Genomic DNA, 15,142 nt, shown 5'->3' on the forward strand with positions numbered 1-15,142 from the left:
CTCTACGAGAAGCTGATGCGGCTGGACAAGCCGATCGGCATCCTGCTGCTGCTGTGGCCCACCCTGTGGGGCTTGTGGCTGGCAGCTCGCGGTTTCCCGGAAATAAACATTCTGGTGATATTCCTGCTCGGCACCATACTGATGCGCTCCGCCGGATGTGTCGTCAATGATTATGCCGACCGCGATTTCGATCCGCATGTCGAGCGCACCAAAAACCGCCCAATGGCAACCGGCAAGGTGAGATCGAAGGAAGCGCTGCTGTTGGCCGCCGGACTGAGCCTGATAGCGTTCCTGCTGATATTGCCCTTGAATCGCCTGACATTGGAGCTTTCGGTGCTGGCGCTGTTCCTGGCGGCAAGCTATCCCTTCACCAAGCGTTTTTTCGCCATGCCTCAAGCCTATCTCGGCGTCGCCTTCAGCTTTGGCATTCCCATGGCCTTTGCCGCGCAGACCGGCGGGGTGCCATTCATCGCCTGGGTATTGATGGCAGCCAATCTGTTCTGGGTCATCGCATATGACACCGAATACGCGATGGTGGACAAGGTTGACGACCTCAGGATCGGTATCAGGACTTCCGCCATCACCTTCGGCAATTTCGATGTATCGGGAGTGATGCTGTGCCATGCGGGTTTTCTCGGCATCATGATCGCCGTGGGATTGATCCAGGAACTAGGAGCCGTATATTACGCGGGGCTGGCGGTTGCCCTCGGATTGATCATCTACCAGTATCGCCTGATTCACGACCGTGATCGCGGCCGCTGTTTCAAGGCTTTTCTGCACAACAATTGGGTGGGTGCAGCGGTATTTGGCGGCATTGCGCTGGATTATCTGGTTCGGGCGGGCTCATGAGCGTCCTCCTCTTGCGATGAAATACAGGGACCTGCGTGATTTCATCGCCCAGCTCGAAAACCGGGGCGAGCTGAAGCGCATCACGGCCGAGATCGACCCCCATCTGGAGATGACCGAAATCTGCGACCGGGTGCTGAAAGCGGGCGGCCCGGCCATCCTGTTCGAAAAACCCAAAGGACATGTTATTCCCGTACTGGGAAATCTGTTCGGCACGCCGCGGCGCGTCGCCATGGGGATGGGGCAGGATTCGGTGGCGGCACTGCGGGAGGTGGGAAAACTCCTCGCCTACCTGAAAGAGCCCGATCCGCCCAAGGGCCTGAGAGACGCCTGGGAGAAATTTCCCGTGCTGAAGCAGGTGCTCAACATGGCGCCCAAGGTGCTCGCAACAGCGCCCTGCCAGGATATCGTATGGGAAGCGGATGAAGTGGACCTGGGGAGGCTGCCAATCCAGACTTGCTGGCCGGGCGACGCCGGCCCGTTGATCACCTGGGGATTGACCGTCACCCGCGGCCCGCACAAGACCCGGCAGAACCTCGGTATCTACCGCCAGCAGGTGATCGGGCGCAACAAGCTCATCATGCGCTGGCTGGCCCATCGCGGCGGCGCGCTGGACTTCCGCGACTTCTGCATGGCCAACCCTGGCCAGCCCTATCCCATTGCAGTTGCCCTGGGGGCGGACCCGGCGACCATACTCGGCGCGGTGACCCCAGTGCCCGATACTTTGAGCGAATACCAGTTCGCCGGGCTGCTGCGCGGGGCGAAAACCGAAATCGTCAAATGCCTGAGCCACGATCTCCAGGTCCCCGCCAGCGCCGAGATCGTGCTGGAAGGGCATATCCTTCCCAACGAAACCGCGCTGGAAGGCCCTTTCGGCGACCACACCGGCTACTACAACGAGCAGGAGACCTTCCCGGTATTCACGGTCGAGCGCATCACCATGCGGCCCGATCCGATCTACCATTCCACCTATACCGGCAAGCCGCCGGACGAGCCCGCCATCCTTGGCGTGGCGCTCAACGAAGTATTCGTGCCGCTGCTGCAAAAGCAATTCACCGAAATCGTCGATTTCTATCTCCCGCCGGAAGGCTGTTCTTATCGCATGGCCGTGGTCAGCATGAAAAAGCAGTATGCGGGCCACGCCAAGCGGGTCATGTTCGGCGTGTGGAGCTTCCTGCGGCAGTTCATGTACACCAAGTTCATCATCGTCACCGACGACGACGTGAATATCCGCGACTGGAAGGAAGTCATCTGGGCCATTACCACTCGGGTCGATCCGGCGCGGGATACTCTCATTGTGGAAAATACCCCGATCGATTACCTCGATTTTGCCAGCCCTGTATCCGGCCTGGGCGGCAAGATGGGGCTGGACGCCACCAACAAGTGGCCGGGCGAGACCAATCGGGAATGGGGCAAGCCGATTGCGATGGATGAGGTGGTGAAGGAGAGGGTGGATGAAATTTGGGGGAGATTGAGGTTGTAATTGGTCATAGAAAGTTTTTAATCACATCTGGCCTATCATTTTTGTATCATGTTAATTATGTAACACATTCTCAGATAAATTTATCTACTGTATATAGCAACCTCGATTGACAAGTGATGAAGTCGCATTTAAAACAATGGCTGTGGTTGGTATTTACATTCACATTATTTGGTCATTCGGCTTTCGCGCAAGACACCTTATTTCTTCGAGTCGAATTGGCTTACGGCATCTCACTCGAAATCCCATCTCATTGGACAATATTTCCTCAAGACACACGCAAAAATATCGGTGCTGCTGGTGAAGCAATGACGAGCAACGCTGGTATTGAAGGTTCGAGTGGTCGAAAAGAGCGTTTGCTTGCGGTGAACGCTACACCTAATCCGGCCGGGGCAATGATTCGTGTAAGTGTTAGCTCGCCACCTGATTACACACAGGCTGATCTTGCAGCTGCAACACAAGCGGATCTAAAAGAAATAGGTATTGAAATGAAAAATATGTTTACAAAGCTTGAGGTATCCGGCGGTCCAAAGATCATTGAGATGCAGCCTGTTCGTATTGAGGAACATAACAAACGTCATGGGTTAGTTATACCATATGTTCGTGCTGGTATAAATGGATCATCTCCTTGGCAAGTGACACAATATAAATTTCCCGTTTCTACTCGACTTATTGAAATAACTCTTTCGCATAGGCAGTCAGACGCTATTATGTGGCGGCCAATCCTAGAACGAGTGAAACATTCGGTGCAATTCTGAAGCTAACAATTGAGATAAGCTGATTTCGAGCGTGAGTAAGGCGTAAGGCTGGCATTCATTCAGTAAGGTGTAGGGCGTAATAAGCGAAGCGCATTGCGCCGTATGATTTTCTATCCCTTGAAAGGTGTTTTCGCAGAAATGAAAGAAAAACTCGCCGCGAAATCTTTTTCAGGATAAACAGGATATCACCTCGGAGGGCAAGAAACGACAATCAATGCTGAAAAATGCTTACGTTCAATGATCACATTGCGGCGCAATGCGCTTCGCTTATTGACGCCCTACGGTTGTATGCTCATTCAATAGAAAATTCTTTGATACTGTTCCCATGCCTGATTATCGACGCGTCTGGCAACCTGGCGGTACTTATTTCTTTACCGTAAATCTGCTGCGGCGGCAGGGCAATGATCTATTGACGCGGAATATATACCTGCTGCGCGAGGCGGTGAGGATGGTACGGCAACGCCATCCCTTCATCATCCATGGTTGGGTGGTATTGCCGGAGCATCTTCATTGCGTCGTCGAGCTTCCATCCGATGATGCCGACTTTGCGACGCGTTGGCGGCTGATCAAGATCGCCTTTTCCAAGGCCATACCTCTTACCGAGCAGCGCTCTCGGGTTCGAATGTCGCGCGGTGAGCGGGGCATATGGCAGCGCCGCTACTGGGAACACTTGATTCGCGATGACGCCGATTTTCGTGCGCATATGGATTACGTTCATATCAATCCGCTCAGGCATGGTCTGGTCAAACGGGTGGGTGATTGGCCCTATTCGACCTTCCATCAACTGGTTGAAAAGGGGATTTACCCGGTGGATTGGGCGGGAGGGTGTGAAGACAGGCTTGAATATGAAGACTGAGCCTGGGCGTGCGGCGCTACATCCATTTCATTTTGACGCGGCGCCAATAATATCCTGGCTTTCCTTGATGGATATTTCGCATCGGGTCCCGTGCAGCGTGTTATTGCGTTACTGCTCCGCACCAGTCAAATACCAGAATAGCTCGTTCAAGTTGCTGATCGACGTGCATGCGGACATAACATTCCCAACCCGTCGCATCAACTCCGGATTGAAGTTGGAGGACGCCCCCGCTCTTTGTACATGGAAGGCGTGCCGGTAACCCGCATTGCGGGAGCCTTGCACGTCCCTGAACAGGTTGCTGCCTACCATCACAAGCTGCCCAGGTGGCAGGTCGAGCAAACGAGCGCATTCCTCGAAAACTTTGGGATCGGGCTTCTGCGTTCCCAGTTCACCGGTCAGCACCAGCGCATCGATCAGCGGCAGCAAGCCGCAAACCTCCAGCTTTTGCCGTTGTAAATCCGGCGGATTGTCCGTCAGAACTCCAATGCGGTACCCCAGTCGGCAAAGCTGATACAGGGTGACCATCACATCGCTGTAGAGGGGGTGATCTTCCGGCAGGACATGGCAATAGGTTTCAATAAGCCGCAAGCGGGTTGCGTCATCCAAATCCAGCTGCAAATATAGCGCATCGAAGAGATGGTCACGATTGCCTTCCTCGATAATCTGCAAGGCCATGGAAAGAAATTCTGTTCGGCCTGGCAGGATGACTCTTTCCCTTTCCTCCTGCCAGGTCTGTTCCAGCTTGCTCATCATCCAGGCTTTCTGGTCCAGCAGCGTATCGTCCAGGTCAAATACTATCCCCCGCACAGCGTCCAGCTGGAGGTCGGGGATGCTGCGCTCCTTGAGGTATCGCAGCGTCCTTGCGCGAGAACCTGGTGTTGGCAAGTCGTTATCTTCGCCGGCGTCGCCGGCTTTGCCCGTCAATAAAAAGGCAACAGGATTGATTCCGGCAGCCAGGCTCAAAGGCATGGAGGTGCCCGCCCGGGAATTGAAATCAGACACCCAGCAGTCGTCGCCGATTCGCAGGATTTGCAAGTTCATCGGCCCTCGCGCACCTAAAGGGACCATGTGCTCGAGGACCGCCCGGGTGGTTTCTCGCACATGGCGCGGCGCGCCCGGCTCGCAGAGAATGGCAAACCCATTCATCGAGCGGATTCTGCGGCGAAATGCGAGTGGAGAAATAGTACCTGCGATACCAATCGAGAAATCAACGGAATACTCGTCAAATCTCCCCAGGCATGGCTGCCACACGAATTCGTTTTGATCGATTGAAAGTGTAAAAAAAGCTTTGCGGTCGGCAAGGATATGCAGATTCCGGCCTCCCCAGCCACTCCGCGGCTTGCCGATCAAGGGGAAAGCCGCATCCGTATCCAGGGGCGTGGTGTAGATGGGCAGACAGGGTAACCTCTCGTTCAGCAGCCAGCGGTAAAAGAGAAGCTTGTCGCCAGCCAGTTCCAGCAACGGCATATCCGAAACATAGGCCGTGGCGCCACGCGCCGCAAAAGCTTCCCGGTGGTGCGCCAGCAGTCCCAGCTCATGTTCTGTGGATGCAAAGACCGCACTTACGCTCTCCTGCTCGCACAAGTCAAGTAAGAAATCCAGCAGTTCCTGCTTCTCTTTTAATGGAGGTGCCGGAAAGAAAGCATCGGCGAAATAGCGCGCGACGTTTTCCGCATGGCAGTCCGCGACCAGTACGCGTACCTCCGCCACAGCCCGGATAGCCTTGATCAGGCCCAATCCTTGAAACCCTCCACCGGTGACAAGGACACTGGCTGGTCTCATGCCGTTGCTTCGGGATAAGCAGCGTTGGAAATTTCAGGATGGGTGGCGGAGACTTCTGGCTGTGCCTGCCAGATGGCCGAGGAAAGATTCAGGATGTTCAGTTGGCCTGTATTTCCGATAGCGAAGGACTTCAGCACATCTTCTCCTGTCAGCATTTTCATGACCTGTTTATCTGCAGTTACCGGGAATTTCGATCGTTTCAATTGACTATAGCTTTCGGAAGAATGTCTTTCAAGAAATGGTTTCGGAAAGTACCGGCATGAGCCATCCGGCTAATGAAAATCCCGGCTCTCCACCCGAAGATCTCCCAGCAGATGGCTATGATCCACCAGCCGCTTGGCGATCACATGCCTAACTTCGCCTTCGCGCTGCCAGACTCCATATACCGTCAGAAGCCTTGAACTCAATAGCTCGCGGCGCTGCCTCCGGACGAGCTGGTTCCACAGCACCACATTGATGGTTCCGGTTTCGTCCTCCAGCGTCACGAACACGACGCCGCTCGCGGTGCCGGGGCGTTGGCGGCAGGTTACTATACCGATGGTGCGCACCAGCCGGCCGGCGGGATAGCCATCCAGCTCCCTTGCCGAGCTTAGCCGCATTGCAGCCAGTTTGGGCCGCAATAGCGCCAGCGGATGCCGGCGCAAAGTGAATTCCACGCTGGCATAGTCAGCCCTGATTTCCTCTCCTTCCGGTGCGGCGGCAATGACGGGCACTGTTTCCCTGACAGGAGCATTTCGCATCAGGTCGGATTGCCTGATGTGAGAAGCAGCCATCCATAAGGCTTCGCGCCGGTGGCCCGTCAAGGTACGCAACGCGTCGGCATGGGCGAGGGCGCGCATCTCCAGGGTATTCAACGAGGCGCGTTTCGCCAGATCCGTCGTACTTTCAAAAGCAGTCATTTTTCTTGCATTGACGATGCGTGTGGCTGCTTTCAGGCCAATCCCCTTCACCCGGTTCAGGCCCAGGCGAACGGCAGGTGGGATTTTTGCGGAATAAGATGCGCCTGTCTGTTCCTCCAAGGTGCAATCCCATTCGCTGAATGCCACATCCACCGGCCTCACTTCAACGCCGTGCCGCCGGGCGTCCTGGATCAATTGCGAGGCGCCATAAAAACCCATTGGCATGCTGTTCAACATCGCGCACAGAAATATGGCAGGCTCATGGCATTTGATCCAGGCTGATACGTAAACCAGCAGCGCAAAGCTGGCGGCATGGGATTCTGGGAACCCGTATTCGCCGAAGCCCTCGATCTGCCGGAAAATGCGCTCGGCAAATTCATGCTCATATTCGCGGCTGACCATTCCCCCGATCAATCTGGCGTGGAAGGAGTCCAGTCCTCCCTTTCTTTTCCATGCGGCCATCGAGCGCCGCAGCCTGTCCGCTTCGTCCGGGCTGAATCCCGCGGCATGTATCGCCAATTGCATGACCTGTTCCTGGAAGATGGGTACGCCAAGCGTCCGTTTCAAAGCCGTTTTGACTCCGTCGCCCGGATAGGCCACCTCTTCCAGGCCTTGGCGGCGGCGCAGGTAAGGATGCACCATGTCTCCCTGGATCGGGCCGGGGCGAACGATGGCCACTTCTATGACCAGATCGTAGAAGGTCCGCGGTTTCAGGCGCGGCAGCATGGTCATCTGCGCGCGCGATTCGATCTGGAAGACGCCGATGGTGTCGGCCTTGCAGATCATGTCAAAGGTTTTCTCGTCCTTTGGGGGAATATCCTGCATCTGGAATGGGATGCCACGCCGGGCGGAGACCAGGTCGAGCGCACGGCGTATGGCCGACAGCATGCCTAGCGCCAGCACATCGATTTTCATCAGGCCTACCGCCGCAAGGTCGTCCTTGTCCCACTGGATGATGCGCCGGTCCGGCATGGCGGCGTTCTCGATGGGGACGATGCGGCACAGCTTGCCGCGGGATATGACGAAGCCGCCTACATGCTGGGACAAATGGCGTGGAAATCCGTATAACACAGGAAACAGCTGGATCAGCTTCTGGATGACCGGGCTGTCGGGATCGAAGCCGTTTTCGGCCAGCCGATTACGCATGTCCGAAGCCTTGTCCCACCAGGCCAGGGAAGCGGATAGCCGCCGGATGCGCTTGATGTCGAGTCCCAGCGCCTTGCCGATATCCTGGATCGCCGAACGGGTGCGGTAAGTGATGACCGTCGCCGCGATGGCGGCGCGTTCGTGGCCGTATCTGCGGTAGATATACTGGATGACTTCTTCCCGGCGCTGGTGCTCGAAATCGACATCGATATCCGGCGGCTCGTTGCGTTCCCGGGAAATGAATCGCTCGAACAACAATTCATTGCGTTCCGGGTCGATCTCCGTGATGCCCAGGCAATAGCAGACAGCCGAATTGGCTGCGGAGCCGCGTCCCTGGCAAAGAATGCCTTGCGACCGGGCAAACCTCACGATATCGAACACCGTGAGGAAATAGGGTTCATACTCAAGCTCGGCGATCAGCCGCAATTCCTGCTCGATCTGTTCCCTGACCTTGACCGAAGCCCCGTCTGGGAAGCGCTCCACCATGCCCTTCTCGACCATGCGCCGCAGATAACCCGCATAGGTTTCATCCGCGCGGGCATCCGTCCCAATCAATTCGTCCGGATATTCATAGCGCAGCTCATCCAATGAAAAAGTGCAGCGATTTGCCACCGTGATGGTTTCCTGCAGGAGTTCCGGCGGATAGAGTTGGCCCAGTTGCTTTCTAGCGCGCAGATGCTGCTGGGCATTGGGCTGCAATGCATGACCGCATTCGCATAATGGCTTGCCGAGGCGGATCGCAGTCATCGTATCCTGCAGGGGCTTGCAGGAAGGGATATGCATATGGATGTCTCCCGCTGCCACGAGCGGCATGCTCGCAGCCTTCGCAGCTTGCCGGATTTTCTCGAATAGCAGGCTTTCGTCCGCATGCAGCAGCAACTCGACAGCAGTCCAGCAGCGTCCGGGGAAAAGCCGCAGCACCCAGCGCATGTCATCCATGAGGGAGCCGCCTTCCTGGCGCGGGCGGGGAATCAGCAAGACCAGGCAATCCGGAAGCGAAGCCAGATGGGGAGCTTCAGCACAGGTTTCGAAATCCGGGCGGGATAGCCGATAAGTGCCTTTTTCAGCGGGCTGCCTTGCCAGCGTGATCAATTCGCACAGGTTGCCGTAGCCGTTCCGGTTCATGGCGAGGCAGACCAGCCGCAATCCATCGTCCAGAGTAAATTCGCTGCCTATCACAAGATGCAGGCCGGTTTTTTTTGCCTCTGCATGAGCTCTAACGACCCCGGCCATGGAGCATTCATCCGTGATGGCCAGTGCGCTGTATTTCAGGTCTACCGCCTGCTTCACCAGCTCTTCCGGAAAGGATGCTCCTTTCAGGAAGCTGAAGCTGGAGCAGCAATGTAATTCAGCATAGGCAGGAGCCGGGGGAGACATGACTATCCAAAAAATCCCTGCAGATACCACCGGGCACGATTTTCCATTGCTGCGTCAGGTTCGCGATAAATCCATAGCAACTGGCCAAGCTCGTTTTCTGCCATGAAGTAATCGCGGGCTATCGGCGCATCATCCCACCAGCCTGTTTCGATCCGTTCCGGTCCCGCAAGCAGTTGCAGTGGCGAGCCATACACCGGTTTCTGGCGCTGCAGCGTGAGTTCCAGGGGCTTTTCCATCAACCAGGCAGGGCGGTTTGGGAAATTCGTGGAACAGCCAGTTGATTTTCGTGGCACGGGCTTGCGGCTTGCGGCCTTATTTTTCCTGCCTGTTTCACTGCTTGTTCCAGATAATTGAAAGGGTTGCTGTCTCTGGCTGCATTCCGGCCGGTGATCGGGTATGACGGTCAGGCCGGTAGCGGTCTGGCGCCCCAGGCGGGAGGAGAGCTTCTCGATAAAGCGATTCAGTGAAGTGGCTTCCGGTTGCGCAGCCGGAAATAGCTTCAGATTGCCGTTTTCCCCTGCCGTTATTTCATTTGCCTCAAGCTCCAGCGCGCAGATCGGAGCCGCTATCGCTGTTCGCCCCAGCCGCTCCCGCAGCAGGACCATCAGATGTGCCGGGTCGCTGCTTCGCTCGGAAAGCCGGATGTTTATGAGCGTGGATGCTTGCGGCTGCCGGAGGGAATGTTCATGATGCAGGAAGAACGAGAATTCCAGGACGGCCGCATGACGGGAAGCCAGCCAGCCGCACATCTGTTCGATCATTCGCCGGACGCTCATCAGCAGCAACTCGACTCCTTCGACTTGCGCCATCAACTCCATCTTCTGCCTGAATGCTGGCGCGGGCTCGAACCACTTTTGCGGATCCGGAGAGTTCCCGTAGGCCTGATCCAGCTCCGCCAGAAGCTCCGGTCCAAAGCGTTGCGCCAGGCCGCCGCGCGGCAATTGCCGCAAATCAGCCAGTGTTTTGCAGCCTATTCCCCGGATCACTTCGAGATGAAGCTGGGCCGAACCCAGTAGATCAACCGGCAAGGCGTCGAGCAGGGGGGCGAACCTGTTTCCCGTGCCATTGATGACTGTTCTCAGGGGCGCGGATTGCGCGAGTAGCCATGCTCCCCGGGCGGTAGGGGCGGCTCCCGCGCAGAGCTGTAGGCCTTGCGCCGCCACAGCCCGATTGAGCGATTGGCATAGTGGCTTCAGGCCGCCAAACAGTTTCAGGTTGCTGGAAATCTCCGCGATCAGCCCGCTATCCTGTATGACGATACGAGGCGTAAACCGCAAAGCGGCATAGGCAGCTTCATGCAGCGCTCTCCTTTCCTCATCGGGATCATGCTCCACCACTGCCAGGTCGGGGAAAAGAGCCAGGGCGCTGGCCAGGGACTGGCAAACGGCTACCCCCCGCTGTTGCGCCGCCTTATTGGCCTGGAGAATGTAGATCTGATTTCCCCTGCGGACAGTGACGGCCATCGCGGGAGCCAGTGGAGCAGGAAAACGCCGCTCGATCCAGTCGAGTGACAGCGTCGGGCAATGAAGGGCGACCCAGAGCATTTTTTCAAGCGTGTGCCAGCCGGGATGCAGAAAGCAGTTGAATGAAGGGTTCGCCTGGCGATCCTTCTGGCAACATGGAAGGCGGACCAGGGGGCAAGGTAAGGTAAAGGGACAGTCCCGCCGGCATCCCCCGGCGTTTCAGCAAATGCAGGCGAAGAGTACGGGAAAGGGCATGGCGACGTGCCGCATGGAGCAGTATTCTCAGCGGAGCGGCGGAGGGTTCGAGCCGTGCGCTCGCCGGCCTGAACAGGAAGACCAGGGTAGCGGCGCTCCGTGCGAGAATCTGCAGCTTGCGCGTCGCTTGCTGGCTTATTCCGGACAACCAGCCGAGAATGGCGCCGAAAGCGGCGCTTTTGACGCCTTGCTCCAGTGTCCATAAACGCTCAGCCGAAGTGTGAACCTTTACTACCATAATGCGCCGGCTATCCATGCCCAGGTTTTCCCAGGCAGGCATGTAAGGCGTGTGGGGCGGGGAAACCAGCAGGACATGACGGCCAGTCTGGGTGACCTGCCCGAGCATTCGGCTCAATAGTCCTATTTCTCCCAATCCCTCCGTTGGCAATAGCAATTCGATCAGATTGCCGATCGGCCATCCTCCGCCAGGCAGCGCCTTATCCAGTTCTTCGAAGCCGCTGGAAACAACCTGATCGGGCGAGACCCCCATTGCACTTCCTCTCCATATTCTGTTCCTGAACCGGGCCTCGATTTGCGGGAGCGATAGGGGTGCCGAAGGCTGGGAAACGGGAATAGGCATGCCAGAGACCTCTCATCATTACCGGTTGGCGCTGAGGCGGTGGCCGGGAACATGGGTTTTGCGAATGAGGCCAACATAAAGTCCATATATCTCCAGTTTCTGTTCCGGCCGGATAGGCGGATAGTCCTGGTTTCTTCTTTCGTTGCGGGCTTCCAGGTAATAGCCGCCCTTATCCTGTGCCAGGACCTTGAGAGTGAATTCATTGTCCACGATTGCCAGTATCACTTGCCCGATTGAAGCGGTATTGGCACGTTCGATTATCACCATGTCGCCCTCGAGTATTCCCAGGTCGATCATCGAATCGCCTTTGACGGGAAACAGAATGGTTCGAGAGGGATTTTCGATAAGATAATCATCTATGCGCAGCAACTCGGGTTGCACGTCGGCAGCCTGCTGGGGCAAGCCTGCCCTGACCATGGGTCCAACCGTCCGCTCGAAAAAACGGGAACCGGGACGCACCCGGCCGCCGGGCGCATTTTCAAGAAAGCGCTCTTCCTTCAAACGCTGGACGATCCGATGCGTCCAGGAGCGTGCCTTGACATTCCATAGCAGGGACAATCGGGTTGTGGACGGAACGATTCTTTCCCGGGCATAGTAGTCCTGCAACTTGCCTAGATAGGGGAGGATATCGAGCGGTTGCATCAGGAAATGAGTAATAAAGATAAAGAACGATTGTTCTCAATTATAGAGAACAATCGTTCTGGATTCAAGCAAGCGTTGGCTTTTGGTCTCCCGAAAAATGCCGTAAATTTGAACATTCCGGGTTTGGGCCGGAATCCGTCGATCAATCGGATTTAGGTTAAAACGCTGCTGGCATAAAAAACGGCCATCAATCGATATTGATGGCCGTCATTATCCGTCATTGAAATCCAGGAATTATGGACCGGGATTTTGCTGCGCGGACGTCAACTGCGCTTTCCATTCATCGGGCAGGTTTTTTACCCAGCTATTGTATACATTAGGGATAGCAAGAACCCCTTGACCACCGTAACCTGGCAGGCTGCTGACGCGATCATCAATGGGAGTGCTGCCATCGCCAACCAGGGAGACCCTGCCTGCTATCATGGCATCGGACAGATTGCCATCATTGTTGGGATCGGCATCGACCACGATAAGCTCATTGGAGAATTTGCTTGTTACATAAGCATAGTATCCCCCTCCTTTCTTGGCCCCAAAATTCGCTCCATGACAACCAGGATCGCAGGGCAGCATCTTCGCCACGGTATCGGTCTTCGGGTCGATGACAATAATTGATTCACCCATATTCGCGACTACCACCGCGCGACCATCCGGAGAAACCGGCAACTGGATCGGAAGAATACCGACAGTGGCTTGGCCATCGCCATCACGATCCACTATGGTTCCATCGATGGGATTGTAGTCTGCAATAAGATTTATGGTTTTCATCAGACTGCCATCCTTGTTAAGGACGCTGACGCTATGATGTAACAGGTTGGCGGCATAGAATTTACTCGAATCGGGCATCATCGCGACAGCGATAGGATGAGCTCCCGGAGCATTATTTCCCGTCGGTGTCCTTTCAAGAACTGTTCCACTGTTGATGTCGTAGAATCCCACGTCGCTGGTAAAGATATTGGGCGTGACCGCGTGGCTTCCATCCGTGCTGATCCAGTGCCCATGAGGATTTGTAGCGGGCTGGCCTGATTTTTGCGTTGGGATCATCTTGGTAACCTCAGTGGTTCCTGCAAGGATGATCGACATGCCGTCTTCACCATTATTGGTTACGGTGATATCGTCGTTGTCGGGACGGGTCATCACATGCGCGGGAGCCTCGCCCACCTGGATGTTCTTGATCAGCGCCCCCGTATTTTTGTTGATCATCGTAAGCTTGTTGTCGAACCACTGGGTCTGGAATACGATCGACTGATCCTTGTTGGTCCACATGTTGTGCGGGTTATTCATGTTGATCTGTGGAAGCGATATTTTCCGGACAATCTTCCAGGTAGTGGTATCGATCGCTGTAATGGTTCCAGGCTTGGTTTTACCGGCGGTTTTTTCAAATTGGGTATCAACCCATACTTCCCCAACGCCGGGATTGACTGGAGGAACAGGCGCAGTCAGGACTTGGTTATTCCCGTACCTGGCAATCAACACGTCGGATAGATTGACCACTGCGCCGCCAGTGATTCGGACCGGAACGCTGGGATAGGTCAATTTCCAGGGAGTCGGGGGAGTAAGGTTTTGCCAGTTGTTGGGGGCAGTGGCGATAAAGAAGGTTCGTAACAGCCGGGTGGCCAGATCGCTGCTGGTGGGGAGATTTCTTATACCGGTAGCCAAATCTATGGTTTCACCCAGGTCGAGACCGTCGGTTTCGGGATTATCGACAATCACCGCGGCAAACATGTATGGATGCACTTTGCATGTAAATACATACAGGCCCGGGACGGTCAATTTGACGAGGCCCCCTCCTTTGTAAGCTCTGCTCTGGTCAAATGGCATTGAGGCGACATGGCCGCGCGTTCTTTCGCCTTTGCCATGGTGGTGGTGATCATGATGGCGATGGCCGTTCTCCTTGGCCGGGTCATCCGCTTCGCTGGGCCACAGCAGGCTGGTCATGGTATGGACCGTGTTGGTTTCCGCCATGATGAAATTAACGCTGCTGCCGGGAGGAATCACCTCCAGAGAGCGGGTGCCGCCCGTTATGCTGAAGATGGTATCGCTCCGGGCACTCCTGTACCAGCTTCCCGGTTCATCCGAAATCACGAAGGTGACGAGGCCGGGCTCGGTGTTTGTACTGCCATAAATGGCGCCATAGGGGGAAGCGCCGACGATACTGTTGCCCATCCCCTTATTGTGGCCCTTGGCGGCGTCAACTCTAAAACTGCCATGCATGCCCGCTTCCATGTGGGAAAACAGATGGCAATGGTATTGCCAGTTACCGGGGCCGACGCCCGTGCCTGCCTTCACCGTGAAGGTATGGCTATCAGAAACGTCGTTCATCAATTTGGTATCGATAACGCTGTTCGTCCCGGGTTGCAGCCAGCGGTGGGCGTGCAGGTGAAAAGTATGGCCCGGTCCTACCGCCAGGATATGAAATCTGACAAGGTCGCCCTCGACAGCCCCCAGAATGGGATTCGTCCACAGCGGCGTTTGTATTCCGGTTTTGGATATTTCCGTTGCCCAAAAGGTCGAACCGACCATAAAGAGCACATATTGCTTGTCCAATCGTGTGGCGTTCACCGTTTGGAAGGCGCCATCGTCATCGACATAGCGTTCCACCTTGCCATCGGTTCTATCCACCACGATGGCGCCAAAAAGACCCAGCAACTCCTGTCCCTCGCCATAGTATGGATAAGCGCCGGTTTTGGTGGCAGTGAACGTGTAGTTCAGTGTTCCCCCATTTGGAGCCGCCTTCGCGGCGCTGCTGCTGGAAAGGCCGGGTACCTTGAAGCCTGCTGGTTTATCCGTGTTGTTGGTGACCGTGACACTGATAGTATCGCCTTGGTTGACAAAGAGAGTGGGTCCCGGAATAACTGCCTGGCCATTTCCCCTTCTGTAGGCATATTGCCCGTTGGGCAATATTTCCGCCGATAGATCAAGGTTATGGTTTGCCGCCTGTGCCGCGGAAGCCAATAGCATTGCAGCGAGCAGCGAAAATGCTGTCCCGATAGCCACGGATATTTTTAGTCCAACGATATTTTTGCTCATTTAGTTCTGTCCTTTTGATCTATCCGCCAAT

11 protein-coding genes are annotated in these 15,142 nt (G+C 55.8%); 4 read left to right on the forward strand and 7 right to left on the reverse strand.

Annotated features, from left to right (window positions below; translation table 11 throughout):
- Positions 1 to 15: 15 nt before the first annotated feature.
- The 4 genes from ubiA to ACZ5CE_RS00700 all read left to right on the forward strand — a co-directional run bounded on the left by ubiA (position 16) and on the right by ACZ5CE_RS00700 (position 3,940).
- Complete coding sequence (ubiA, locus tag ACZ5CE_RS00685) at positions 16 to 849, forward strand: 4-hydroxybenzoate octaprenyltransferase (protein WP_464577561.1); 834 nt, start codon at positions 16 to 18, stop codon at positions 847 to 849.
- A gap of 16 nt (positions 850 to 865) precedes the next feature.
- On the forward strand, positions 866 to 2,329 hold the full coding sequence (ubiD, locus tag ACZ5CE_RS00690) for a 4-hydroxy-3-polyprenylbenzoate decarboxylase (protein ID WP_464575832.1): 1,464 nt from the start codon (positions 866 to 868) through the stop codon (positions 2,327 to 2,329).
- Between the two features lie 113 nt (positions 2,330 to 2,442).
- Positions 2,443 to 3,084 carry a hypothetical protein gene (locus ACZ5CE_RS00695; protein ID WP_464575833.1) on the forward strand — a complete coding sequence of 214 codons (642 nt, stop codon included), beginning with the start codon at positions 2,443 to 2,445 and terminating at the stop codon, positions 3,082 to 3,084.
- A gap of 325 nt (positions 3,085 to 3,409) precedes the next feature.
- A complete protein-coding gene (locus ACZ5CE_RS00700; RefSeq protein ID WP_464575834.1) occupies positions 3,410 to 3,940 on the forward strand; it encodes an REP-associated tyrosine transposase in 531 nt (176 codons plus the stop codon).
- A 108-nt stretch (positions 3,941 to 4,048) separates the two neighbouring features.
- Here ACZ5CE_RS00700 and ACZ5CE_RS00705 read toward each other — a convergent pair whose 3' ends face one another.
- The 7 genes from ACZ5CE_RS00705 to ACZ5CE_RS00735 form a co-directional block, all read right to left on the reverse strand.
- Positions 4,049 to 5,722, reverse strand: coding sequence for an HAD-IA family hydrolase (locus ACZ5CE_RS00705; protein WP_464575835.1), 1,674 nt, complete (start codon positions 5,720 to 5,722; stop codon positions 4,049 to 4,051).
- Entirely contained in the window at positions 5,719 to 5,883 is a 165-nt protein-coding gene (locus tag ACZ5CE_RS00710) for a hypothetical protein (RefSeq protein WP_464575836.1), read from the reverse strand. Before ACZ5CE_RS00710 ends, ACZ5CE_RS00705 begins: the two co-directional genes overlap by 4 nt.
- A gap of 111 nt (positions 5,884 to 5,994) precedes the next feature.
- Positions 5,995 to 9,144: an error-prone DNA polymerase gene (locus ACZ5CE_RS00715; RefSeq protein WP_464575837.1), complete on the reverse strand. Its 3,150-nt coding sequence runs from the start codon at positions 9,142 to 9,144 to the stop codon at positions 5,995 to 5,997.
- Positions 9,145 to 9,146: 2 nt separating this feature from the next.
- A complete protein-coding gene (locus tag ACZ5CE_RS00720) occupies positions 9,147 to 10,688 on the reverse strand; it encodes a Y-family DNA polymerase (protein WP_464575838.1) in 1,542 nt (513 codons plus the stop codon).
- A gap of 4 nt (positions 10,689 to 10,692) precedes the next feature.
- Entirely contained in the window at positions 10,693 to 11,442 is a 750-nt protein-coding gene (gene imuA / locus ACZ5CE_RS00725; RefSeq protein ID WP_464575839.1) for a translesion DNA synthesis-associated protein ImuA, read from the reverse strand.
- 18 nt (positions 11,443 to 11,460) lie between these two features.
- Positions 11,461 to 12,084, reverse strand: coding sequence for a LexA family protein (locus ACZ5CE_RS00730; protein WP_464575840.1), 624 nt, complete (start codon positions 12,082 to 12,084; stop codon positions 11,461 to 11,463).
- 234 nt (positions 12,085 to 12,318) lie between these two features.
- Positions 12,319 to 15,111, reverse strand: a complete 2,793-nt coding sequence (locus ACZ5CE_RS00735) for a multicopper oxidase domain-containing protein (protein ID WP_464575841.1) — start codon at positions 15,109 to 15,111, stop codon at positions 12,319 to 12,321.
- Positions 15,112 to 15,142 lie beyond the last annotated feature (31 nt).

This window comes from Nitrosospira sp. TNL200 (genome assembly GCF_055386305.1).